Origin of the sequence: Ralstonia sp. 22086, assembly GCF_052045975.1 — a bacterium.
GTDB lineage: Bacteria > Pseudomonadota > Gammaproteobacteria > Burkholderiales > Burkholderiaceae > Ralstonia > Ralstonia wenshanensis.
Window position 1 is genome coordinate 752,513 of record NZ_JBQEPZ010000003.1, and the last position, 21,813, is coordinate 774,325.

General features: G+C 64.4%; 20 protein-coding genes. 15 read left to right on the forward strand and 5 right to left on the reverse strand.

Features of this window, described 5'->3' with window-relative positions; all coding sequences use genetic code 11:
- Positions 1–5: 5 nt before the first annotated feature.
- The 4 genes from ACTJK6_RS16715 to mpl all read right to left on the reverse strand — a co-directional run bounded on the left by ACTJK6_RS16715 (position 6) and on the right by mpl (position 4,847).
- Positions 6–2,102 carry a ribonuclease catalytic domain-containing protein gene (locus tag ACTJK6_RS16715; RefSeq protein ID WP_440839587.1) on the reverse strand — a complete coding sequence of 699 codons (2,097 nt, stop codon included), beginning with the start codon at positions 2,100–2,102 and terminating at the stop codon, positions 6–8.
- A gap of 153 nt (positions 2,103–2,255) precedes the next feature.
- Complete coding sequence (locus tag ACTJK6_RS16720) at positions 2,256–2,834, reverse strand: chorismate--pyruvate lyase family protein (RefSeq protein WP_232041030.1); 579 nt, start codon at positions 2,832–2,834, stop codon at positions 2,256–2,258.
- Complete coding sequence (locus ACTJK6_RS16725; RefSeq protein WP_440839588.1) at positions 2,831–3,454, reverse strand: YqiA/YcfP family alpha/beta fold hydrolase; 624 nt, start codon at positions 3,452–3,454, stop codon at positions 2,831–2,833. The genes ACTJK6_RS16720 and ACTJK6_RS16725 overlap by 4 nt, the downstream gene beginning before the upstream one ends.
- Before the next feature lie 7 nt (positions 3,455–3,461).
- Positions 3,462–4,847 carry a UDP-N-acetylmuramate:L-alanyl-gamma-D-glutamyl-meso-diaminopimelate ligase gene (mpl, locus tag ACTJK6_RS16730; RefSeq protein ID WP_440819127.1) on the reverse strand — a complete coding sequence of 462 codons (1,386 nt, stop codon included), beginning with the start codon at positions 4,845–4,847 and terminating at the stop codon, positions 3,462–3,464.
- Between the two features lie 78 nt (positions 4,848–4,925).
- On the opposite strand from mpl, the gene ACTJK6_RS16735 reads away from it, so the two are divergent.
- The 10 genes from ACTJK6_RS16735 (at position 4,926) to ACTJK6_RS16780 (ending at position 13,450) form a co-directional block, all read left to right on the forward strand.
- Complete coding sequence (locus ACTJK6_RS16735; protein WP_440839589.1) at positions 4,926–5,600, forward strand: UDP-N-acetylmuramate--alanine ligase; 675 nt, start codon at positions 4,926–4,928, stop codon at positions 5,598–5,600.
- Positions 5,601–5,664: 64 nt separating this feature from the next.
- Positions 5,665–6,189, forward strand: a complete 525-nt coding sequence (locus ACTJK6_RS16740; protein WP_232041034.1) for a TlpA family protein disulfide reductase — start codon at positions 5,665–5,667, stop codon at positions 6,187–6,189.
- Positions 6,190–6,372: 183 nt separating this feature from the next.
- Entirely contained in the window at positions 6,373–6,840 is a 468-nt protein-coding gene (gene aroQ, locus ACTJK6_RS16745; protein WP_024979128.1) for a type II 3-dehydroquinate dehydratase, read from the forward strand.
- Between the two features lie 141 nt (positions 6,841–6,981).
- Complete coding sequence (gene accB / locus ACTJK6_RS16750; RefSeq protein ID WP_232041036.1) at positions 6,982–7,449, forward strand: acetyl-CoA carboxylase biotin carboxyl carrier protein; 468 nt, start codon at positions 6,982–6,984, stop codon at positions 7,447–7,449.
- Between the two features lie 132 nt (positions 7,450–7,581).
- Entirely contained in the window at positions 7,582–8,949 is a 1,368-nt protein-coding gene (gene accC, locus ACTJK6_RS16755; RefSeq protein WP_232041037.1) for an acetyl-CoA carboxylase biotin carboxylase subunit, read from the forward strand.
- Positions 8,946–9,845 carry a 50S ribosomal protein L11 methyltransferase gene (prmA, locus tag ACTJK6_RS16760; RefSeq protein WP_232041038.1) on the forward strand — a complete coding sequence of 300 codons (900 nt, stop codon included), beginning with the start codon at positions 8,946–8,948 and terminating at the stop codon, positions 9,843–9,845. Before accC ends, prmA begins: the two co-directional genes overlap by 4 nt.
- Positions 9,846–9,952: 107 nt before the next feature.
- Positions 9,953–11,392, forward strand: coding sequence for a DUF3426 domain-containing protein (locus ACTJK6_RS16765; RefSeq protein ID WP_440839590.1), 1,440 nt, complete (start codon positions 9,953–9,955; stop codon positions 11,390–11,392).
- Positions 11,393–11,444: 52 nt separating this feature from the next.
- The gene (tpx, locus tag ACTJK6_RS16770) at positions 11,445–11,945 is read left to right on the forward strand and encodes a thiol peroxidase (protein ID WP_440839591.1); all 501 of its coding nucleotides are present in this window, start codon (positions 11,445–11,447) and stop codon (positions 11,943–11,945) included.
- A 92-nt stretch (positions 11,946–12,037) separates the two neighbouring features.
- Positions 12,038–12,973 (forward strand): carbohydrate kinase family protein, encoded by a 936-nt coding sequence (locus ACTJK6_RS16775; protein WP_232041041.1) that lies wholly within the window; start codon positions 12,038–12,040, stop codon positions 12,971–12,973.
- A gap of 9 nt (positions 12,974–12,982) precedes the next feature.
- Complete coding sequence (locus tag ACTJK6_RS16780; protein WP_045204804.1) at positions 12,983–13,450, forward strand: membrane protein; 468 nt, start codon at positions 12,983–12,985, stop codon at positions 13,448–13,450.
- Between the two features lie 252 nt (positions 13,451–13,702).
- Here ACTJK6_RS16780 and ACTJK6_RS16785 read toward each other — a convergent pair whose 3' ends face one another.
- The gene (locus tag ACTJK6_RS16785) at positions 13,703–14,278 is read right to left on the reverse strand and encodes a histone H1-like DNA-binding protein (RefSeq protein WP_004632965.1); all 576 of its coding nucleotides are present in this window, start codon (positions 14,276–14,278) and stop codon (positions 13,703–13,705) included.
- Positions 14,279–16,016: 1,738 nt separating this feature from the next.
- On the opposite strand from ACTJK6_RS16785, the gene ACTJK6_RS16790 reads away from it, so the two are divergent.
- The 5 genes from ACTJK6_RS16790 to ACTJK6_RS16810 all read left to right on the forward strand — a co-directional run bounded on the left by ACTJK6_RS16790 (position 16,017) and on the right by ACTJK6_RS16810 (position 21,793).
- Positions 16,017–16,796: a collagen-like triple helix repeat-containing protein gene (locus tag ACTJK6_RS16790; protein ID WP_440839592.1), complete on the forward strand. Its 780-nt coding sequence runs from the start codon at positions 16,017–16,019 to the stop codon at positions 16,794–16,796.
- 132 nt (positions 16,797–16,928) lie between these two features.
- On the forward strand, positions 16,929–18,044 hold the full coding sequence (locus tag ACTJK6_RS16795) for a collagen-like triple helix repeat-containing protein (RefSeq protein ID WP_440839593.1): 1,116 nt from the start codon (positions 16,929–16,931) through the stop codon (positions 18,042–18,044).
- A gap of 66 nt (positions 18,045–18,110) precedes the next feature.
- A complete protein-coding gene (locus tag ACTJK6_RS16800) occupies positions 18,111–18,566 on the forward strand; it encodes a DUF2147 domain-containing protein (protein WP_232041045.1) in 456 nt (151 codons plus the stop codon).
- Positions 18,567–18,783: 217 nt separating this feature from the next.
- Positions 18,784–20,331, forward strand: a complete 1,548-nt coding sequence (locus ACTJK6_RS16805) for a methyl-accepting chemotaxis protein (protein WP_232041046.1) — start codon at positions 18,784–18,786, stop codon at positions 20,329–20,331.
- 118 nt (positions 20,332–20,449) lie between these two features.
- Positions 20,450–21,793, forward strand: coding sequence for a peroxidase (locus ACTJK6_RS16810; protein ID WP_316871823.1), 1,344 nt, complete (start codon positions 20,450–20,452; stop codon positions 21,791–21,793).
- Positions 21,794–21,813 lie beyond the last annotated feature (20 nt).

Genomic DNA, 21,813 nt, shown 5'->3' on the forward strand with positions numbered 1-21,813 from the left:
TGTAGTTAGGCAGCGCCAGGCGTTCCACCGCTCTCGCTGTCTTGCGGCGGCGGCGCCACAGCAGCGTCCGCTTCTGCGCGCGCCTCTTCCTCATCGGCGGCGGGTTGTGGTTCAGCCGGCACATCGGATTCAGGCTCTGCCTCGGCCAGTTCTTCTTCGATGGCTTCGGCCTCAGCTTGCGCGTCGACCGCGGGCGCGAGGATTTCGACCACGCGGCACGACACTTCCAGGCTGATCTCGTCGGTCTCCAGGATATCGAGCACAACATGCGTGCCGCGTGGCGTTTGTGCCAGTTCGGGCACCTTCGTCACCAGCGGAATGTCGGCGAATCGCACAGCGCCTTCCTTCAGCACCACGGCCTGCATGCGTGTGCGGTTTTCCTGCTTGAGCCAGCGCAGGCACCAGTAGCGCTCCATGGTCGACTGGTGGTCGGCGTAAGCAGCGTAGGTGGCTTCGAAGTCGGCCACGGCAGCCAGCAGATCGGCATCTTTGGGCTTGAACGGCGCGATCAGCTTGGCCGTCACGCCGTGCTGCGCCACTGCTGCAATCTGCCATTGGTTGACCAGATCGACATAGCGACGCAGCGGCGAGGTGCTCCACGCGTACTGCGCCACGCCGAGCCCTTCATGCGGCGCCGGATACGTCTGCATGCGCGTGCGGTGCATGCCCCACGCCTTCTGTGTGCGATAGATGCCCGGCACCCCGGCGTCGGCCAGCATGCGGCCCCACGTGCTGTTGGCCAGGATCATCAACTCGGCGACGATCTTGTCCAGCGGCGAGCCGCGTTTGCGCTGTTCGATCCGCACGCGCTCGCCACCGCCCTCGGCTTCGGGAATCGCATCGATGTAGAACGAATAATCGCCCTTCTGCGCGCCCTCCGGCTTCAGGCCGCTTGCGATGCGGGCCTGCTGGCGGCCGTCATACAAGGCGCTCACGAACGGCCACAGCACCGCCAGTTCGGCCTTGAACGGGTAGTCGCCCGAGCCATCGGCCAGCGCGTCGGCGGTGATCACGTCGTCGAGCAGGTTGTGGCGCAGGTTGGCCGCCACGGTCACGGATTCGCAGCGCGTCTCGCTGGCGGTGACCGCCCACGTGGCGCGGTCGACCGTCGCGTACAGCGACAGGGCCGGACACGCGCGCCCTTCCTGCAGCGTGTAACGATCCACCACCGACTCCGGCAGCATCGTGATCTTGTCGCCGGGGAAATACACGGTCGACAAACGCTGGCGTGCAATCACGTCCAACGGTTCACCGCGCTGGATGCCAAAGCCCGGCGCGGCAATATGGATGCCGATACGCACGGTGGCGTCATCAATCGGGGTCACGGAGATGGCGTCGTCGATTTCCGTGGTGGTCACATCGTCGATCGAGAAGGCGCGCACGTCGGCGGCCGGCAGCTCCATCGCCGGTTCCGGCACGGTCACATCCGGGAAGCCGGTGCCCTTCGGGAAGCACTCCGAGAGGAAGCGCGCCTCATGCAGCGCGCGGGCATTGGCGATGCCGCCCACCGCCACCATTAGGCGCATCGGCGACAGACCCAGTGCCGTGCACGCCGCATCGAGCGCCTTATATTCGAGGCTGTTCTTGTCCGGCTTGAACAAGAGTTGCAGCGTCTTACCGCCGAAGGCCTCAGGCAGGCGCATCGCCTTCAGCTCGGCTTCATATTCGGCCTGCAGGGCAGCTTGCTGTTTCTTGCGCTCGAGGCCCGCGAGCGCGGCCTTCAGTTGATCTTCGGGTGCGCGCTGATAGCGGCCGCGGCCCTTGCGGCGGAAGTAGATCGGCGAGCCATGCAGCGCGATAGCCAGCGCGGCTTGCTGCGTGGCATTGGCGCCGGCGCCAAAGTATTCGCCCGCCAGATCGGTAAAGCCGAATTCTTCGGCCGAAGCGCATTCCCAGAGGAAATCCAGGTCGATCTCTGCCGACAGTGCCTGGGCCGCCTGCGACAACTCACCAGCGGACGGCTGCGCGAATTGCAGCAACACGTCGCGCGACTTGACCTTGGTGCGCTTGGCACTCGGCAACTCGACCTGATAGGCCTCGCCCTGTTGGGACAAGACGGTGCCCGCGCGGATCTCGCCGCCTTCTTCAAACAGCAACTGCATGGATTTGTATGGATTGCGGCACTCGCATGAGCGAGCGTCACTTTGAATGAGGTGGAATGGCCGCGCACCCTGACGTCACAACGCAATACGCGGCGATAAAAAGTTGGGGGCGATGATACCGCACTGGCTGAACGCCCGGCCCGCGAAATACGCCTACCGCGGCGGGTGGAAGTTGCTCAGCGCAGGCAGGAAAACCTCTGTCACGAGCATCGCGCTTGCCCCGCGTCGGAACACCGATCGGCGGGCCGGCAACCGGGCGGTCCCAGCCACAGGCGCGTCGCCGAGCGCCCCGTGCGCCCGGCGTACCAGCGGGTGGCGCGCGTCCAGCAAAGCGAATTCGAAATCTCCGCGCTCAACACGCGGATCGGCAAACAGCGAGTGCCCCAGCGGCTGCGCGCCCAGTGCTTTCAGGAACGGCCAGTCAAGCGCCACACTGCGCGGATGCACGATGGTGTGGGCATAGACCACCGGGATGTCGTCGCAGATCAACAAAACCTCGCGGATCAAGGTGTCCGCAGGGCCAGCCATGCCTAGACAACGCCACTCGTCGCGCAACGGCATCGCGCGCTGCTGGCCGAGCAATTGAACGCGGAAGCGCGAGGATGCCGCCCGAAGCCGCGCGGTCAGCGAATCGGCACCCACAGCCCAACGCGCCCAATGCCGGTCATAGACGACAGCCGGAGGCAACGCGCTGCGCCAGAGGCTGCGCGGGTAAGAGGGGGAATCGGTCATGCGGCGCTAAACGGATGCGCTGCCAACAAATCGGCGGGAACACCGCAGAAGACAAGCACTTCGTCCATGTACTGGGCGAAATCGCTGATGCCATGGTCGCTACCGTCAATGATGCGGGTGGTCGCGCCAGGAAAGTGGCCGAGCATTTCGCGGTAGTCGAGCACCTCGTCGCCGGTCGCAGCCAATAAGTAATAGCGCTCGGGTTGCGTGATCACAGGCACAGCAAGGGCGCGCAGCTCATCGAGGTGATGTGGTTCAACGCGAATGGTGCCACCGCCATGCCACAACGGTTGCTCGCCAACGTATTTGGCGAGATCCCGCTCCGGGCGGGTAGCGGGATTAAGCATTGCCGCACGAAGCCCATGCCGCTCAGCCAGCCAGGTGGCGTAAAAGCCGCCCAGGGAGGAGCCGATGAGCACAGGCTTGAGGCCGTCACGCGTACCCAACTCAGCGAGTAGCGCCTCTGTTTCGGCCACCGCCTCACGCGGTGACACGGGCAACGTCGGACAAACGTATTCATCTGCCAGGCCCACGGAAGCCATCCGCCGACCTAACAACTGCGCTTTGAACGAGCGCGGCGACGAACGGAATCCGTGCAGATAGACGATGGATGCCGGCATATGGGGATCAGTTCGCCGTGCCGACGCGTTCAGCCAAGGCGTCCAGCAGCTTCTGATGTACGCCGCCGAACCCCCCGTTGCTCATGACAAGAACGTGGTCGCCAGGGCGGGCGGCAGCCGTGACGTCTGCGACTAGGGTGGCCAGATCAGAGAATGCCTTCGCGCGCCCCCCCAGCGGTGCTAACGCGCCAGCCAAATCCCAGCCGATTGCGTCGCGGCCGTTGGCGGCACCGTAAGCGAAGACTTGATCGGCTCCGGATAGGCTGTCTGGAAGCGCCTGCTTCATCACACCCAACTTCATGGTGTTTGAACGGGGCTCCAGTACCGCGAGAACGCGCCCCTTCCCTACCCGACGGCGCAGGCCCTCGATCGTCGTACGAATGGCGGTCGGATGATGGGCAAAATCGTCGTAGACGGTCACGTCATTGACAGTGCCACGCACTTCCATGCGGCGTTTCACATTTTCGAAACGGGCCAGGCTTTCAATGGATTGAGCAGGCGGCACGCCAACGTGGCGCGCGGCGGCAATGGCTGCCAGCGCATTCATGCGATTGTGATCGCCTTGAAGCGCCCAACGGACTCGGCCCTGCGGCTGCCCCTTGAAAACCACGTCGAAGCTATCGTCATCGCGCAGGTTCGCGATTTCCCAGCCAAGGCGGTCTTCAGCGCCGAATTGCTCGACTTCTGACCAGCATCCGCGCTCAAGTACACGCTTCAGGCTATCTTCGCGACCATTCACGAGCAGGCGACCTTGACCGGGCACAGTGCGTACCAAGTGGTGAAATTGGGTTTCGATTGCGGCAAGATCGGGAAAGATGTCGGCGTGATCGAACTCCAGGTTATTCAATATGGCCGTACGGGGGCGGTAATGGACGAACTTGCTGCGCTTGTCGAAAAATGCCGTGTCGTACTCATCGGCCTCGATGACAAAGAAGTCGGATTCCGTGAGCCGCGCCGACAACCCGAAGTTGCGCGGCACACCACCCACCAGGAAGCCCGGGTTGTAGCCGGCGTCCTGCAAGATCCACGCGAGCATCGATGTGGTTGTCGTTTTGCCATGCGTACCTGCCACGGCAAGCACCCATTTCTGACGCAGGACGTTGTCGCCCAGCCATTGCGGGCCAGAAATGTAAGGGAGATTGCGATCCAGGATGGCTTCCATCAGCGGATTGCCGCGGGAGATCACGTTGCCGATGACGTACAAATCAGCGCCGATGGAGAGCTGTTCGGGGTCGAACCCTTCGATCAGTTCGATACCTTGCGCTTCGAGCTGGGTGCTCATCGGGGGGTAGACGTTGGCGTCGCAGCCGGTGACGCGGTGACCGGCCTGGCGGGCAATCAGGGCAATGCCGCCCATGAAGGTGCCGCAGATTCCAAGGATGTGGATATGCATGGGAGCCATCTCAACTTCGTTGCGCCGCATTGTACCTGCGGCTTCAGGCCGGCCCGCGCGCTTCAGTAAAATAGAGCCATGTCCAAACGCCCCACCCTCGACCCCGCCCGCGTGCGGGAGGAAATTGCCATCACCGCCGCGCGCATGATCGCGGAAGACGGCGCCGATTACGCGACCGCCAAGCGCAAGGCCGCGCGCCAAGTGCTTGGCACCGAATCCCGCGCGCCCGGCGAATGGCTGCCCGACAATGAACAGGTCGAAACGGAAGTCCGCGAATACCAGGCGCTGTTCCAGGCCGAATCCCAGCCGCGCGTGCTGGCGTTGCTGCGCCGCATCGCACTGCTGCTGATGGAAGGGCTGGCAGTCCACCACCCGTACTTGGCGGGCGCGGTCTTCAACGGCACCGCCAGCGAGCACTCCGACATCCACCTGCAGGTCTTCTGCGATAGCCCGAAGGATGTGGCGATCTTCCTGCTCAACGCCGGCGTGGACTTCGATACCACGGAGAGCGCTCACTTCGCCGGCCGAGACGAGGTGGAAACGCTCAGCTTCCTGTGGCGCGGCCAATGGCCCGCCGGGGCCGAATCCCACGAGTTGGCGCGCGAGCTGCGCGCTGAAACAGGCACGCCCGTCGGCGTCCATATCGCCCTATATGACATGAACGATGTGCGCGGTGCGCGGCGGGCAGACGCCACCGGCAAGACGCAACGCGGCGACGCGGCGGCAGTGCGTGCCCTACTGTCGCAGGGGTGATCGGCCGACAGGAGTACAATCCCGCACGCTCCGCCTCTGTATATATAGAGACCTCCGCAAAACCATGTCCCGCCGTACCGCTCTGATTGCCCTGTTGATTGCCGGCCTGCTTGCCGCGACGGCGGGCGTCTATTTTGGGCATCGCGCCACTGAGCCGAAAACGCCGGCCGACCATGCTGTTGCCGCGTTCTACGGCAGCAAGCTCCCGGACGCCAATGGCGCCCCCCTGGATCTGGCAGCGTTTCGGGGCCAGCCGGTGGTCATCAATTTCTGGGCACCGTGGTGCGGTCCTTGCGTAGAGGAGATGCCCGAGCTGTCTGCGCTGGCACAGGAGCAAAAGGCCAAGGCAAGGTTCGTTGGCATCGGGATTGACTCGGCGTCCAATATCCAGACTTTTCTGGGTAAGGTCCACGTCACATACCCCATTGCCGTGGCGGGCTTTGGCGGAACGGAGCTGGGCCGCCAGTTCGGAAACGAAGTCGGCGGCCTTCCGTTCACTGTGATCCTCAACGCACAAGGTGAGATCATTTTCCGGAAGATGGGTCGTGTGCATGCCGACGAACTGCGTGAGGCCCTGCGGCGCACGTGAATGTACAAAAACGTCATATGACGTTCATGTGCACACAACTCCCCTTCTTCTTCGGCAAATGCGTCGACAGCACGCCCAAGATCGGTGAAAACACCGATTTCTCGATACTTTTTCAGCAAAAACTAGACAAAGCATTCTAAGTTGCTGTAAATTGCGCCCAACTTCGCTCAACCGGTCAAAACCGTGGCTGATAAACCCATCGCCAAAGCGCTTCGCAACGTGCTCGTACTGCACGGCCCGAACCTCAATTTGCTGGGGACGCGCGAACCGGAAGTCTATGGCGCAACCACTCTTGCCGACATCAACGCCGCCCTGGTCGAACGCGCCACGGCGCGCGGCGTGACGCTTGCGCACTTCCAGTCGAACCATGAAGGTGCGCTGGTGGATCGTATCCACGCCGCAAAAAGCGAAGGCATTGAATTCATCATCATCAATCCGGCCGCCTACACGCACACGAGCGTGGCGCTGCGCGACGCGCTGGCCGGCGTGGTGATCCCGTATATCGAAGTGCATCTGTCCAACGTGCATCGTCGTGAACCGTTCCGCCACCATTCTTATCTGGCGGACCAGGCGGTGGGCGTGATTTGCGGATTGGGCTGGCGCGGCTATCTGGCGGCGCTGGACTTCGCAATTGACCAACACGGCGGCTGATCAGCCGTCTTCTTCCTTTTATTTCAACCACTTAACCAACGCAACGACGCCAGCGCCTGGAGCGCCTTTGACCGATGTGCGGCTGAAGAGCCATTCGCGCGCATCGACCGCCCAGACCGCCGACGCTGCAGGAGAACGTTCATGGATTTGCGCAAGCTGAAAACGCTGATCGACCTCGTGGCCGAATCGGGCATTTCGGAACTCGAAGTGACCGAAGGCGAAGGCAAGGTCCGCATCGTCAAGTCGGCGCCGCAAGTGGTGGCCCCGATGCAATATGCGCCGATGCCGATGCAGGCCGCACCGGCTGTCGGCGCCCCCGCCGCAGCGGCTCCGGCAGCCGTCGGTGGCGAGGCTGCCGCCCCGGCCCTGCCGGCAGGCCACATCGTGACGTCGCCGATGGTCGGCACGTTCTACCGTTCGCCGTCGCCGGGCGCTGCCGAGTTCGTCAAGGTGGGCGACACGGTCAAGGAAGGCCAGACGATCTGCATCATCGAAGCGATGAAGCTGCTCAATGAGATCGAAGCGGACAAGGCGGGCGTGATCAAGGAAATCCTGATCGAGAACGGCCAGGCTGTGGAATACGGCCAACCGCTGTTCGTGATCGGCTGATCTTCCGGCATCTGACCCTCATCGTGCGGCGCGCAGCGTGCCGCATCCGAGCGCGAGCCGGCGCACAAGGGCTGCCACTGAGCGCGGCCCAGCCACTGCGCCCTCGCCTCTCCTTTTTGTAGCGAGAACACGATGTTCGACAAGATCCTGATCGCGAATCGCGGCGAGATCGCTCTTCGCATCCAGCGCGCCTGCCGCGAACTCGGCATCAAGACCGTGGTGGTCTATTCCGAGGCAGACAAGGAAGCCAAATACGTCAAGCTGGCCGACGAAGCCGTGTGTATCGGCCCGGCACCGTCGCCGCTGTCGTACCTGAACATGCCGGCCATCATCTCGGCCGCCGAGGTGACCGACGCACAGGCCATCCACCCTGGCTACGGCTTCCTGTCGGAAAACGCCGACTTTGCCGAGCGCGTGGAGCAATCCGGCTTCACCTTCATCGGCCCGACACCCGAATCGATCCGCCTGATGGGCGACAAGGTCTCGGCCAAGCAAGCGATGATCAAGTCCGGCGTGCCGTGCGTGCCGGGCTCGGAAGGCGCCCTGTCCGAAGACCCGAAGGAAATTCTGGCAACGGCCAAGAAGGTTGGCTATCCGGTGATCATCAAGGCGGCTGGCGGCGGTGGTGGCCGTGGCATGCGTGTGGTCCACACCGAGGCTGCGCTGATCAACGCCGTCAACATGACGCGCGAAGAAGCCGGCCGTGCCTTCGGCAACCCCGAAGTCTATATGGAGAAGTTCCTGGAGCATCCGCGCCACGTGGAGATCCAGATCCTGGCCGACCAGCACCGCAACGCCATCTGGCTGGGTGAGCGCGACTGCTCCATGCAGCGCCGCCACCAGAAGGTGATCGAAGAAGCGCCAGCGCCGCACATTCCGCGCCGCCTGATCGAGCGTATTGGTGACCGCTGCGCCGAAGCCTGCAAGAAGATCGGCTACCGCGGCGCCGGCACGTTCGAGTTCCTGTACGAGAACGGCGAGTTCTACTTCATCGAAATGAACACGCGCGTGCAGGTCGAACATCCGGTCACGGAAATGATCACGGGCGTCGACATCGTGCAGGAGCAGATCCGCGTGGCGGCCGGCGAAAAGCTGCGCTTCCGCCAGAAGGACATCGTGCTCAAGGGCCACGCCATCGAGTGCCGCATCAACGCGGAAGATCCGTTCAAGTTCACGCCGTCGCCGGGTCGCATCACCTCGTGGCACGTGCCGGGCGGCCCGGGCGTTCGCGTGGATTCGCACGCCTACAACGGCTACTTTGTGCCGCCCAATTACGACTCGATGATCGGCAAGCTCATTACGTACGGTGCAACGCGTGAGCAGGCCATCGCCCGCATGCGCATCGCCCTATCGGAAATGGTGGTGGAAGGCATCCAGACCAACGTGCCGCTGCACCGCGACCTGATGCTCGACGCGAACTTCGTGGAAGGCGGCACCGACATCCACTATCTGGAGCACCGTCTGGCGCAACAGGAAGTGGCCAAGGGTGGCGGCAAGTGACGTACCGCGAATGCGTGCTCGAAGTGGCGCGTGACGACGCCGAAGCGTTGTCCGAAGCGCTGTTTGATCTCGGCGCGCTGTCGGTTTCGGTGGAAGACGCCGATGCCGACACGCCCGAAGAGCAACCACTCTTCGGCGAGCCTGGCCACGAGCCGACACGCCTTGCGTGGAACCGCTCGCGCGTGGTTGCGCTGCTCGCTGACGATGCCGACCCGGCATTGCTGGTGGCAGCCGCGGCCAACGAAATCGGGCTGTCACCGCTGCCTGCGTACACCGTGCGCGAAGTCGAAGAGCAGGACTGGGTACGCGTCACGCAATCGCAGTTCGAGCCCATTCATATTGGTGAGCACATCTGGGTCGTGCCGTCGTGGCACGATGCGCCGGAGCCCGATGCCGTGGTGCTAGAGCTCGACCCGGGCCTCGCCTTCGGCACCGGCAGCCACCCGACCACGCGCCTGTGCATGGAATGGCTGGAGCAGCACGTGCAACCCGGCGAACGCACACTCGATTACGGCTGCGGCTCGGGCATCCTGGCCATCGTCGCCAAGAAGCTCGGCGCCGGTGAAACCGTCGGTGTCGATATCGATCCGAATGCGGTGGAAGCCTCGCGCTACAACGCCGAACGCAACCACGTCGAAGCCACCTTCGCCCTGCCCGACGATGCACCGGAAGGCACGTTCGATCTGGTCGTCGCCAACATCCTGTCGAACCCGCTCAAGCTGATGGCAGCCATGTTGTGCGCACGCGTGCGCCCGGGCGGCCGGCTGATTCTGTCGGGCGTGCTCGAGCGCCAAGCCGAAGAAGTGGCTGCCGCGTATGCCTCGGTCATTCCGCTCACCGTTTGGCGTGCACGTGACGGCTGGGTCTGCCTGCATGGTGTGAAACCCGCGGTGTGAAGCCCACATAATTTCACGGTATTGCGCGCCAGCGCCGCCTGCAAAGGTCGACGCTGGCGCCACTGTCTGCAATACTCGCGCGGTCGGCTTTTTTCTCCTCGTCCCGCATGGCAACTGCGCCACAAGCTGCGCCACGTTTGGCCGCCCGCTGCCCCAACTGCCAAACCGCATTCCGCGTTGTCGCCGATCAGCTTCGGCTGCGCGGCGGGCTCGTCCGTTGCGGCCGCTGCAATCACGTCTTCGATGGCCGCGATCATCTGATCGAGCTTGGTGCCGCGCCCATGCCTGCGGCGCCGCCCGCCGAAGCAACGCAGCCACGGCAATTGCCGGAACACACCGCTCGCGTTGCGCCGCTCTCAACGCCCGTCACCCCTGAACCGGAAACGCCCGCGGCGCCACCTGCCGCAGAGGACGATCACGGCTTCGGCATGACGCTGATCTGGGAAGAAGACGTTCCCGAAGAAGGCGTCGCGGAAGTGCATCTGGGGGAAGTGGAAGGGGCAACACCCGTGCCCGACGTGCAATCGACCGCACCGGACACCCGCCCGCTGCCGGACGAGGCGCCGATCGAGCACGCTGCCGAGCCCGCGCCGCAGACATCGCAACCCGAACCGCCCGCCGCGTCCGTCGCTCCCGCCGATCCGTTCCACGGCCTGCCGCCCATCCGCGACCTTGACGACGAGGAAGACGCGTTCGCCGCCGCCGTGCCCAAGCAGCCGTCGGCAGACCTGCAGGTGGAGTCGGCCATCGCGCCCTCGCCAGCTCCGGCTGTGACCGCGTCAGCGCCGCCAGCGGTCGCCTCCCTGATGCCCGAGGCGCAGAAGCACGATTCAGTCTGGATGCGCCACGAAACCGATCCGCACACGCTTTTTGCGCCGGTGCCGCGCCGCCATCACGGCCACGCACGTCGCACGCAAGCTGAGCCGACCGGTCCGACGCCGCAGCGCACGCTGACCGGCGCCCCGCGTCCGCGCAAGGTGCGTGGGCCGAATCATGGTGTCTCTGCCGCGACGCTGGATTTCCTGCGTGCCGCGCAGGCCCGCGAGCAAGCACGTAAAACGACCGGACGCCGTGCCCTGGCGCGCATCGCGATCAGCTTGCTGGCGGTGCTGGCGGTAGCGCAACTGCTCTTCCTCGCGCGCGCCGAAATCGCGCGCCGCGCGCCCTCCGCACGCCCGATGCTGGAGGCACTGTGCCAGCCGTTGCACTGCACGATCGCGCCGCCGCGTGATCTCGATGCATTGCAGATCGAATCGTCGCAACTGCAGCGGCAAGAGGGCGACGCCTCCGACCAGTACGTATTGACGGCTACGTTGCGCAACCGCGCCGGCGGCCCCATCGCCCTGCCGGCGATCGAACTGATAACCACCGACCTGCAAGACCAGTTGCTCTCGCGCCGTGCGCTACTGCCCGCCGACTACCTGAACCCGAGCGACAGTGCATACGGCAAGTCAGGGCTGCCCGCCCGCGCCGAACTACCGATTCGGGTACGATTCCAGTCCCAGCGCCCGACGGCCAATTACCGGGTCCTGATTTTTTACCCTTGAATCTTCACCCCCTGGCTTTTCCCCAACACGCATCAAAGGAAGGAGTAACACCATGGCAAACTTGACCCTTGGCGGCAACCCGATCGAAGTCGGCGGCCAATTCCCGACCGCAGGCTCGAAGGCACCGGCATTCACGCTGGTCGGCGCAGACCTGAAAGACGTCTCGCTCGCTGATTTTGCCGGCAAGCGCAAGGTCCTGAACATCGTGCCGAGCCTGGACACCCCGGTGTGCGCCACCTCCACGCGCAAGTTCAACGAAGCCGCAGCCAAGCTGGATAACACCGTCGTGCTGTCCATCTCCGCCGACCTGCCGTTCGCAGCCGGCCGCTTCTGCACCACCGAAGGCATCGCGAATGTGAAGCCGCTGTCGACCTTCCGCGACAAGGGTTTCAAGCAAGCCTACGGCGTCGACATCACGTCGGGCCCGCTGGCTGGCGTGACCGCGCGTGCCGTGGTCGTGCTCGACGCCAACGACAACGTCCTGTACTCGCAGCTCGTGCCCGAGATCAAGGACGAGCCGAACTACGACGCCGCCCTGGCTGCGCTGAAGTAAGCTGAACTGATCGCATCGAGACCGATTTCCGGTCTCTCGTTCATCACACGGCCGTCCACTGGGCGGCCGTGTCATATCTGGAGTGTTTCAATATGGCCAGCGTGATCTGCGGCTCGGTTGCCTACGACACCATCATGACGTTCGACGGACACTTCCGCGAACACATCCTGCCCGACAAGATCCACATCCTGAACGTTTCCTTTCTGGTGCCAACCATGCGCCGGGAGTTCGGTGGCTGCGCAGGCAACATCGCTTACACGCTGAAACTGCTCGGCGGCGAGCCCATCATCATGGGCACCGTCGGCCAAGATGCGGGCCCGTACCTGGACTACCTGAAAAAGCTCGGTATCTCGACAGCGCACGTTACGGAGGTTCCGGACACGTTCACCGCGCAAGCGATGATCACGACCGATCGCGACAACAACCAGATCACCGCGTTCCACCCAGGCGCGATGAGCCATTCGAGCATCAATTCGGTCAAGAATGCACTGCCGGCCCGGCTCGGCCTGGTGGGCCCCGACAGCCGCGAAGGCATGCTGCACCACGCGACGCAATTTGCCGAATCCGGCGTGCCGTTTATCTTTGACCTGGGCCAGGCAATGCCGCTGTTTGACGGCGCGGACCTGCGCCACTTCGTTGAACTCGCCAGCTACGTGGTGGTCAATGACTACGAAGCGCAGGTCATGCTGTCACGCACGGGCTACAGTGCGGCAGAGCTTGCGCAGCGCGTCGAGGCTTACATCGTCACGCGCGGGGAAGAAGGGGCGGAGATTTACGCCGGCGGCAAGCAGTACACTATCCCGGCCGTGCCGGCAGAACGTGTGGTCGACCCGACCGGTTGCGGTGACGCGTTCCGCGGCGGCCTGCTCTACGGCATCGAGAACGGCCTGGACTGGGACACCACCGGTCGCCTCGCCAGCCTGATGGGCTCACTCAAGATCGCTTGCCAAGGCCCGCAGAATCACGGCCTGCCGGTCGACGAAATTGCCCAGCGCTTTGAATCCGCTTTCGGGTACAGGTATCAATAAGGAATCAACATGAAACCCATCTATCGCATCGGCGCCGCGACTCTGCTGGTCGCCGCCCTTGGCCTGCAAGGCTGCGCCATGGGCACCAACTCCAACAGCGCTTACACCTCGGTGCAGGCGCAGCGCGAGCAGACCGTGCGCTTTGGTACGGTGGATTCTGTGCGCAATGTCGTGATCGACCGTGAGCAGACCGGTGTTGGCACCATTGCCGGCGGCGCGATCGGCGGCATTGGATCGGCAGCAGCCATCGGGCGCGGCAACGGCTCGGTGGCGGCGGGTGTGCTCGGTGCGATTCTCGGTGGCGTTGCAGGCAGCGCGCTCGAGGGTCAGATGAACAAGCGTCCGGGCCTGGAAATCACCGTCAAGCTCGACAACGGCGAGTACCGCGCGATCACGCAGGACGCCGACGAGGCCTTCCGTCCTGGCGAGCGCGTGCGCCTGCTCTCATCGGGTGGGGTGACGCGCGTCACGCACTGATCCACGACGCTCGGCCGACAGGCCGAGGGGTTGATGGAAACACCGCGTCGGCATCACGCCGGTGCGGTTTTTTTTACGCCCGCGAGAAACGTATGCGCGACGCTCGGGCAAGAAAAAGCCCGCCGGGGCGTGAGCCGATCGGCGGGCGGTGCAAGACGCTGAGGTCTTGCGGACCGGATACGCAGTATCCGATCAGGTGGGCGCGACCTGCGCGCCGCTGTGGTCCCGGAGGATCACCGTCGTCAGAATGACTTACGGACGGTTGCCGGTCGGGAACGGCCATGCCGCAGCCGGGTTCAGCGCGGTCTTGGCAGCAGGTGCAGCAGGTGCAGCGGCCGGAGCAGCAGCGGGCTTGGCGACAGCCTTCTTCGCGGGGGCCTTCTTCGCAGCAGGCTTGGCAGCAGCCTTCTTCGCAGCCGGAGCCTTCTTGGCAGCAGCCTTCTTCGCAGCAGGCTTGGCAGCAGCCTTCTTGGCAGCCGGAGCCTTCTTCGCTGCAACCTTCTTCACAGCAGCTTTCTTGGCCGGAGCCTTCTTGGCTGCAACCTTCTTCACAGCAGCTTTCTTGGCCGGGGCCTTCTTGGCTGCAACCTTCTTCACAGCAGCTTTCTTGGCCGGGGCCTTCTTGGCTGCAACCTTCTTCACTGCGGCCTTCTTGGCGGGTGCCTTCTTGGCAGCGACCTTCTTAGCTGCGACCTTCTTGGCCGGAGCCTTCTTAGCGGCCGGAGCAGCCTTCTTTGCAGCAGCCTTCTTGGCGGCCGGAGCCTTCTTCGCAGCGGCCTTCTTGGCCGGGGCCTTGGCGGCCGGTTTCTTCTTAGCAGCAGTTGCCATGGGAAACTCCTTCGAGATTGGGTATCGAACTATCGAGATTGAGCCACCCGACCGGCCCGATCCCACGATGCATTGGCATCGCCAGACCAACCGAGCGAGCGATTCATCGGCGCGCCACCAAACGGCAGTCGCACGCTAATGAATTCGGTAGGAAGCTCTGCGACTTGCGCGGCGAACACACGCAGCAAGTTGCACGCCCCGGTCGCGCGCACGAGCGCAACCGCAAGCTGCCAGACAGATTGCATCCGGCGAGTCTTCATCAATTGAGAGGACCGGGGCATCGTGGCCACACCGGTCGAAATCTGATCTTGCGCGAATCGCTGCGTGGACCGCAAAGCCGCGTGCAGCGTGACTTTGCAGACAGCGAGAAACTGGAGAGCGCGCGTTTTCTTTTGGGGGTAGTACGCCCATCCCGACGGGGGGATCGCAGAGACGGCACCGAGTTCGAACAGCCCTGTCGGCGTGGCGTGCATCAAAGTGGTTACGCTCCTCGACTACCTTTCACTTGCCGCTTGGAACTTCATCGTCGTTGATCGCGCGAAGCTTCCTTGCATCGAAGTCAACGTCTTGTCAAGGCGAATCATAATTCGTTTGCGCGGTGATGTTAAGAGATTTATGCAAAAAGCGCGGTGAGTTTTGGTGAAGGATTGCGCTGCGTCTGTGCGTCGCTGCGATTCGAATCGCGCATGCACGCAGATCGATCTCGCGAATGCGCATTTTCTTGCGTCGTGACATCACGTTACGGCGTTGCTCCACGTTGACACACGCGCCCCGCAAACCCAGTGGTCATGCCGGTTTACAGCAACGCGCGATGTTGCGCGCGTGTGCATCGCGAACACACGCACGCGCCTCGCGCGCATTCAATATCGTCGTGCGCGCCGACGCGCGAGCAGCGCGATGCGTGTCGAAAAAAACGATGCGTAGATGCGACAGCGCGCGCGAATTTTTCGCGCTCAACACGTCGATACGCACGCAATCGATGCGCTCGACACATGCGCATCGACATGTTGAACGTGTCGATGACGCTGCTGACTCGCATCTCGAACGCCGTCGATGCGCACCGCGCGAAGTCGATGCGATTGCGATGGTGAACCGCGTGCATGCAGGTGCCGCAAATCGCGTGCCGCGCGTTCGATGCGCGACGTGCTAGCGAGAGGGTCGACGCATCGATGCATACGTGCGCGCGAATCGCATCGACGCATGCGATGTTGGTGTCGACGCATGCGCCCCCTCCCGGGCGGGACGATGCCGAACTGCGGGCGAGCACGACGGTGCGATGGCGACATGCGCAACGCAAAACCGATCGCCGATCGCGGGAAAACCCTGCTCAGCAACCGCTGAAAAGTTCACGCAACTGCGTTTGAAACGAGGCTGTTTTACGACGATAGAAGGATTGTTCTACGGCAATCCACAGGCCATTTTTGCTGCGGACTTATCGCCCAGAGAATGGCTTACCGTCGCGCTTTGTTTGGAATCAAGTTCGCAAATTGCTGCAGTCGCAAATCTGGGTGTCAGGTTGCCGCTGATTGTCATGCCATTCGGTTTCACTTCACGATCCGCTCACCACATGAGCACGGCATCGATCGCGCGGTGTGGCACGGACCTGCGCGTGGCCCGTGACAAGACAGGGAGGTCGTCGCCAACCCCACAGCCTGGCGACGACAAACCCGACGAGCAAAGAGCGCAAGACAGAAGGGGTCCAACACAAGCGTTCTGTTCTGAGTAGTGGAGGCACAAGATGCGCGATCTAGCGTTCTTGTCGAAATCGAATCCGCCGAAGCGCGGAGTGTTCCTGCAGTGCGTGCTGGCGACAGCGTCGCTCGCCATGCTGGCCGGCTGCGCGAATTCGGGCAGCGGCGACATGGGTACGTCGCTTGGCGGTGGCAGCGATTCGCAATCCAAGCCGGCGATCGCGGCATCAAGCTCGCCCACGTGGTCGAACGACAACAGCGGCAATGCAACGGGTGGCACCGGCTCGACCGGCAGCACGCCCATCGCGACGCTGACCGGCCCTGTCGAGCAGGTGACGACCGCCACCATCACCGCCATCGTGCCGCTCACCAGCACGCTGACTTCCGCCACGCAAACGCTGGGCGCGGTCACCGGCCTTGGTGCGCCGGTGAGCAACGTGCTGGCGACGCTGGGCGGCACGCTCGGCAGTGCGGGCAGCACGATCACGACGGCCGGCAAGGGCGATGCGTTGGTATCGACGCTCGGCACTACGGTGGGCACGCTCGGCTCGGTCACCACGGGGTTGTCGACGATGGTCTCGCCGGCGGCGCCGTCTACCGCGGGCAGTGCGCCGGGTAGCGCGCTGACCGGTGCGCTCGGTGGTGCGCTGGCGCCGGTCACGACGGCAGTCGGTTCGTTGACGGCGGGGCTGCCTGGCGTCGGTGCGCTTGGCTCCGTTGGCGCAGCCGGCAGTGGCGGTACCGGCGGATTGGGCAGCGTCGGCACAACAGTGGGCGGGTTGGTTGGCGGTGTGCTGTCGGGTGTGACATCCGGCGTGCACCACTAGCCACTGCTCTGTAGAACTTTCTTTGCATTCGACGGCAAACGCAGGCGGATGCTACCCGCTGGACGCCAGATGCGCGTTCTTCTGACCCGGCGGTGACACGCGGTACGGGCCGCGCTTACAAGGAGACTCACCATGAAGATTCAGAACCCGCTCCACACTTCTTCTTCCGCATCGTTGTCCGCCGTTTCGGCGTCGCGCACGCTGCTGGCAGCCGCTGCAGTGGCCGTGCTGACGCTGGCCGGCTGCGCTTCGGGCGGCAACCCGAACGGCGATACGACGCCGTCATCGACGGCCAATAACGATCCGGGCGCGGTGCCGGTCGGCAACGTGGCCAGCAGCAGCGGCAACGTCGTCACGCAGACGGGCAAGACCGTCAGCGACCTTGGCACGACGATCGGCACGGCGTCGGTGCCCGTCATCGGCGGCACGGCGGCGCAGAAGGACCTGGGTGCGACGGTCACCTCCGCCGGCAACACGGTCCAGACATTGGGCAGCGGCATCAGCAATGGGCTCGGCAAGATCGGCTCGACGCCAGACCCGGTCGGCACCACGGTGCAGAGCTCGGGTGACGTGATCCGCTCCGCTGGGGTGACGACCGGCAACGCTGGGCAGACCGTCTCGGATCTGGGTGCCGCTGGCAGCCCGCTGGCGCCGCTGAATCCGGTGACGTCACCGGTGGGCAGCGGTGTGTCTGCGCTGGGTCAGGTGATGCAGGGTGCCGGCGGGCTCGTCACGATTGGCACGTCGAGCGGCCCGGTGCAGCAGGTCACGCAGCAGACCAGCAATGCGATCGTGCCGCTGTCGTCGCAGGTGGTGAAGGGCACGCAGACGGTCGGCAGCACGACGATGCTCGGCGGCCCGCTGGCCGGCGCGCTCAACACGGTTGGCGGCGGCCTGCAGAGCGCGGGCGCGCAAGTCGGTGCGGCCGGCGGCAACCCGCTCGCGGCTGACGTGGGCGGTGTGGTTGGCGCCGTCGGCGGCACGGTGGCGAGTGCCGGCGGCCTGGTCAATGGCGGCAGCGGCGGCGGGTCGACGAATCCACTGGCGCCGATCACGAGCGCGCTCGGTGGCGGCGTGGGCGGCGGAAGCAATCCGCTGGCCCCGGTCACGAGCGCGCTGAGCGGCGCAGCCGGCAGCGGCAACCCGCTCGCCCCGATCACGAATGCGCTGGGTGGCGTCACGAACGCCGCCGGCACCTCTGGCAGCAATCCGCTGTCACCCCTGACCGGTGCGTTGAGCGCGCATTGATCCCTGCGCCGACATCATCGATCAGCCCTCACCGATTTTTTTGACTGACAACAAGGAGACTCCACAATGAAACCTACCCCCCACGCTCTCGCCCGCCTGGCTGGCGCCCTGGCACTCGCTCTGGCCGCTGGCAGCGCCTTCGCGCAAGTCAGCCCCGCCGGCACCTGGAAGACCATCGACGACAACACGGGCAAACAGAAAGGCGAAGTGACGATCGTCGATAACGGCGGCACGTTCTCGGGCAAGGTCACCAAGATCCTGGTGCCGGGCGACGAGAACAAGACCTGCACCAAGTGCACGGACGACCGCAAGGACCAGCCCATCAAGGGCCTGACGATCCTCACGGGTCTGAAGGCGGACGGCAACAACAACTGGGATGGCGGCCAGATCCTGGACCCGGAAAACGGCAAGGTCTACAGCGCCAAGATGTCGCTGTCCGAAGACGGTCAGAAACTGAATGTGCGCGGCTTCCTGGGCATCAGCCTGCTGGGACGCACGCAGACTTGGATTCGCGAGCAATGATCGCCTGCCGATAGCGAAAACCAACAAAACCTCCCAACGCGCGGCGGCGCCCCCTCCTTGTGGGTGGGTGCCGTCTCTTCGGGCGCCGGTGCAAGCCGGCGCCTTCTTTTTTTGCGGAATCCGCACACTGCGCGCACGGAATCTCCATTAAAGAAGACCACTCCACCGCCGTTACACCGTTGGGGAGACGTCAAACAATAAGTGGAGAAAACGCGACATGCGACAGTGGACACTCAAAGCAAAGCTGCGTCTTGCGTTGGGCCTGATGTGGCTGGGGCTGATCGGCGTCGGCATCTGGAGCGCGATGGAAACCCGCGCGACCATGCTCGACGAGCGCAAGGTCGGCCTGCAAAACCTGGTGGACGCCGCCGAGGGCATCGCCAAGCTGTATCACGGCCGCGCGCAATCGGGCGCCATGAGCGAAGCCGACGCCAAGAAAGCCGCGCTGTCGACGCTGGCCTCGATGCGCTTTGGCTCCACCGGCTATCTATTCGTGGTCGACTCGCAGTTCATCCTGCTGATGCATCCGACGCTGGCCGACATGGTCGGCAAGAGCACCGCAGGCTTCAAGGACCCGACCGGCAAACCGGTCTACCCGACCATCGTCAACGCCGCTAAAGACAAAGGCTTCGGCTTTGCCGAATACCAGGGCCGCCTGCCCGGCAGCGAGACCGCATTGCCGAAGATCGGCTACGTGAAGCACTTTGTGCCGTGGGACTGGAACATCTCCAGCGCCGTCTTTCTGCAGGAAGTGGATGCGGCGTACCGCCATTCGCTCATCGCCAATCTGATCGTCATTCTGCTGGTGGGCGGCGCGGTGTCGCTGGCCATGTCGCTCATCATCCGCAACGTGCAGCGCGGGCTGGGCGGCGAACCGAGCTACGCCGCCGAGATGGCACGCCGCATTGCCGGCGGTGACCTCGCCGTGCACGTGCAAACCCGCGCCGGCGACCGCGACAGCATGCTGGTCGCCATGGCGCAGATGCAGCAGCAACTGACCGGCACCATCAGCCATATCAAGACATCGGCGGATTCGATTGCGAGCGCCACCAAGCAGATCGCCGCCGGCAATGCCGATCTGTCGCAACGCACGGAAGAGCAGGCTTCGTCGCTGGAAGAAACCGCGTCGAGCATGGAAGAGCTGACGAGCATCGTGCGTCAGAACGCCGACAACGCGCGCCAGGCGAGCACGCTGGCCGTCAACGCATCGGACATCGCCGCCAAGGGCGGCGAGGTGGTCGGCCGCGTGATCGACACCATGGCGGGCATCAACGAAAGCAGCAAGAAGATTGCCGACATCATCGGCGTGATCGAAGGCATCGCGTTCCAGACGAACATTCTGGCGTTGAATGCGGCGGTGGAAGCCGCACGCGCGGGCGAGCAGGGCCGCGGCTTTGCCGTGGTGGCCGGCGAGGTACGCAACCTGGCGCAACGCTCGGCTGGGGCGGCCAAGGAAATCAAGGAACTCATCGGCGATTCGGTCGGCCGAGTGGAAAACGGCACCACGCTGGTGGCCGAAGCCGGCAGCGTGATCGACGAGGTGGTGATCGCAGTCAAGCGTGTGACCGACATCATGGGCGAGATCAGCTCGGCCTCGGAAGAACAAAGCTCTGGCATCGAGCAGGTCAACCAAGCTGTCACGCAGATGGACGAGGTGACGCAGCAGAACGCCGCGCTCGTCGAGCAGGCCGCGGCCGCCGCGCTGTCGTTGGAAGAACAGGCACAGGTGCTGCGCGACGCCGTGGCGTCGTTCCGCACCGCCTGATCGCCGAGATTTCACGTCTTGCTCCCCAACGAGGGGAGGGACGCCGCGCCGTTCTCTGGTGTGTCGCATGGTGCTATGCTGCGCGCCAGAGAATCGATAAAACCATGTTGGAATAGCCATGCCCGAGCGCAACCGGCCGCCATTCAGGGGCCCTTTTGGCGCGATTGCCGGGTCGACCACCAGCGTCTATGCCGCAGCAGGAGACACCGCCGGCGACGCCCATGAGCCGATGTCCGGCGGCCGCTCCAGTGCGGTGCGCGATGTCGCTGCACAAGATCTGGCCAGCGACACCGCGCTGTGGCGCTTTGCGCTGGCCGCAGAGCACGGCGGCCGCGCGCCCCATCCCGACGCCGCCTTGCGCGACGATCTTTCCGTCCTGCGCATCCTGCGCCACGCAGACGGCCTGCGCCTGCTCCGGCAAGGGTTGCGCAGTGCGTTCCCGGGTTCGGCCCTGCGCCTGACCACCTTCTGGCCCGAAGAACAGCCGCACGCCTACCCGGCGCGCGCGGAAGCCCGCCCAGCGGAATTCGGCGATCTACTCGTGCTGCTGCGCTTGCGCGGCGCGGTGCCGACGCTCGATTGCCGCGCGCTCTTTCTTACCAGCCGCCGCATCGACCAGCCGGACGATACGCTCGACAAGCATCACGCCCTACCGCAGATCAACCTGTACGAAGGCTGGCCCGACTTCAACGTCTATGCGCGTTCGCCGATCAAGTCGCGCAACGCAACCTTCCTGGGCAAGTTCGACCTGTCGGCTGAGCTGGACCCGCTGCGCCGCGTTGGCCGCGACCAGCGCCAGTGGCGTTACCTGACGCCCTGCACGGGCCTGCAGCACTACGCGCAATGGCCTGGCGCACGGCCGGCTTCTCCGCTGCAATGGCGCTGGCCTTCCGGCCCGCAAGCCGGCGCCGCACGGCCCAGCACCGGTTCGTTCACGGGCCTGCTGCGCCAGCTCGCACGCCCGGAAGGCCCCGGCGAGGATTGCTCCGCCGGCACAGACGTGCCAACGTGGGGCCGCCTCATCAACAGACTGCTCGACCACAGCTGGGAAGTCGCCCCGAGCCACGCGCTCAAGAGCGGCAATATCAGTTCGCTGGCGTTCTGGACGCGGCTGCGCGGCTTCCTGACGGCGGAATACCTGCTCGGCTCGCACTCGTTGCAGAAGGGTTTTGGCGCGTCGTTGCAGTTCGAGATGGCCAATGGCCTGCAGGACATCGCCCGCGACGACTGGACGGCCACCACCGGCTTCGACCCTGAAGACCTCGACGTGCCTGGCGTGCGCGGTACGCTGCAGCGCATTGCGGCGTCCAGACTGGCCGTCTTCGGCATGAGCGCGGAAGACCCGGCACCACTCGCCGCGCCGCGCCCGCAACGCGGCGTGACGCCGCGCCCCGATGGCGAACGCGAAGGCCAGCGCGTGTTGCTGATCGACGTGATCCGCCCCAGCGCAGCCGCCCTGTAAGCACGCCAATTCGATAAAAA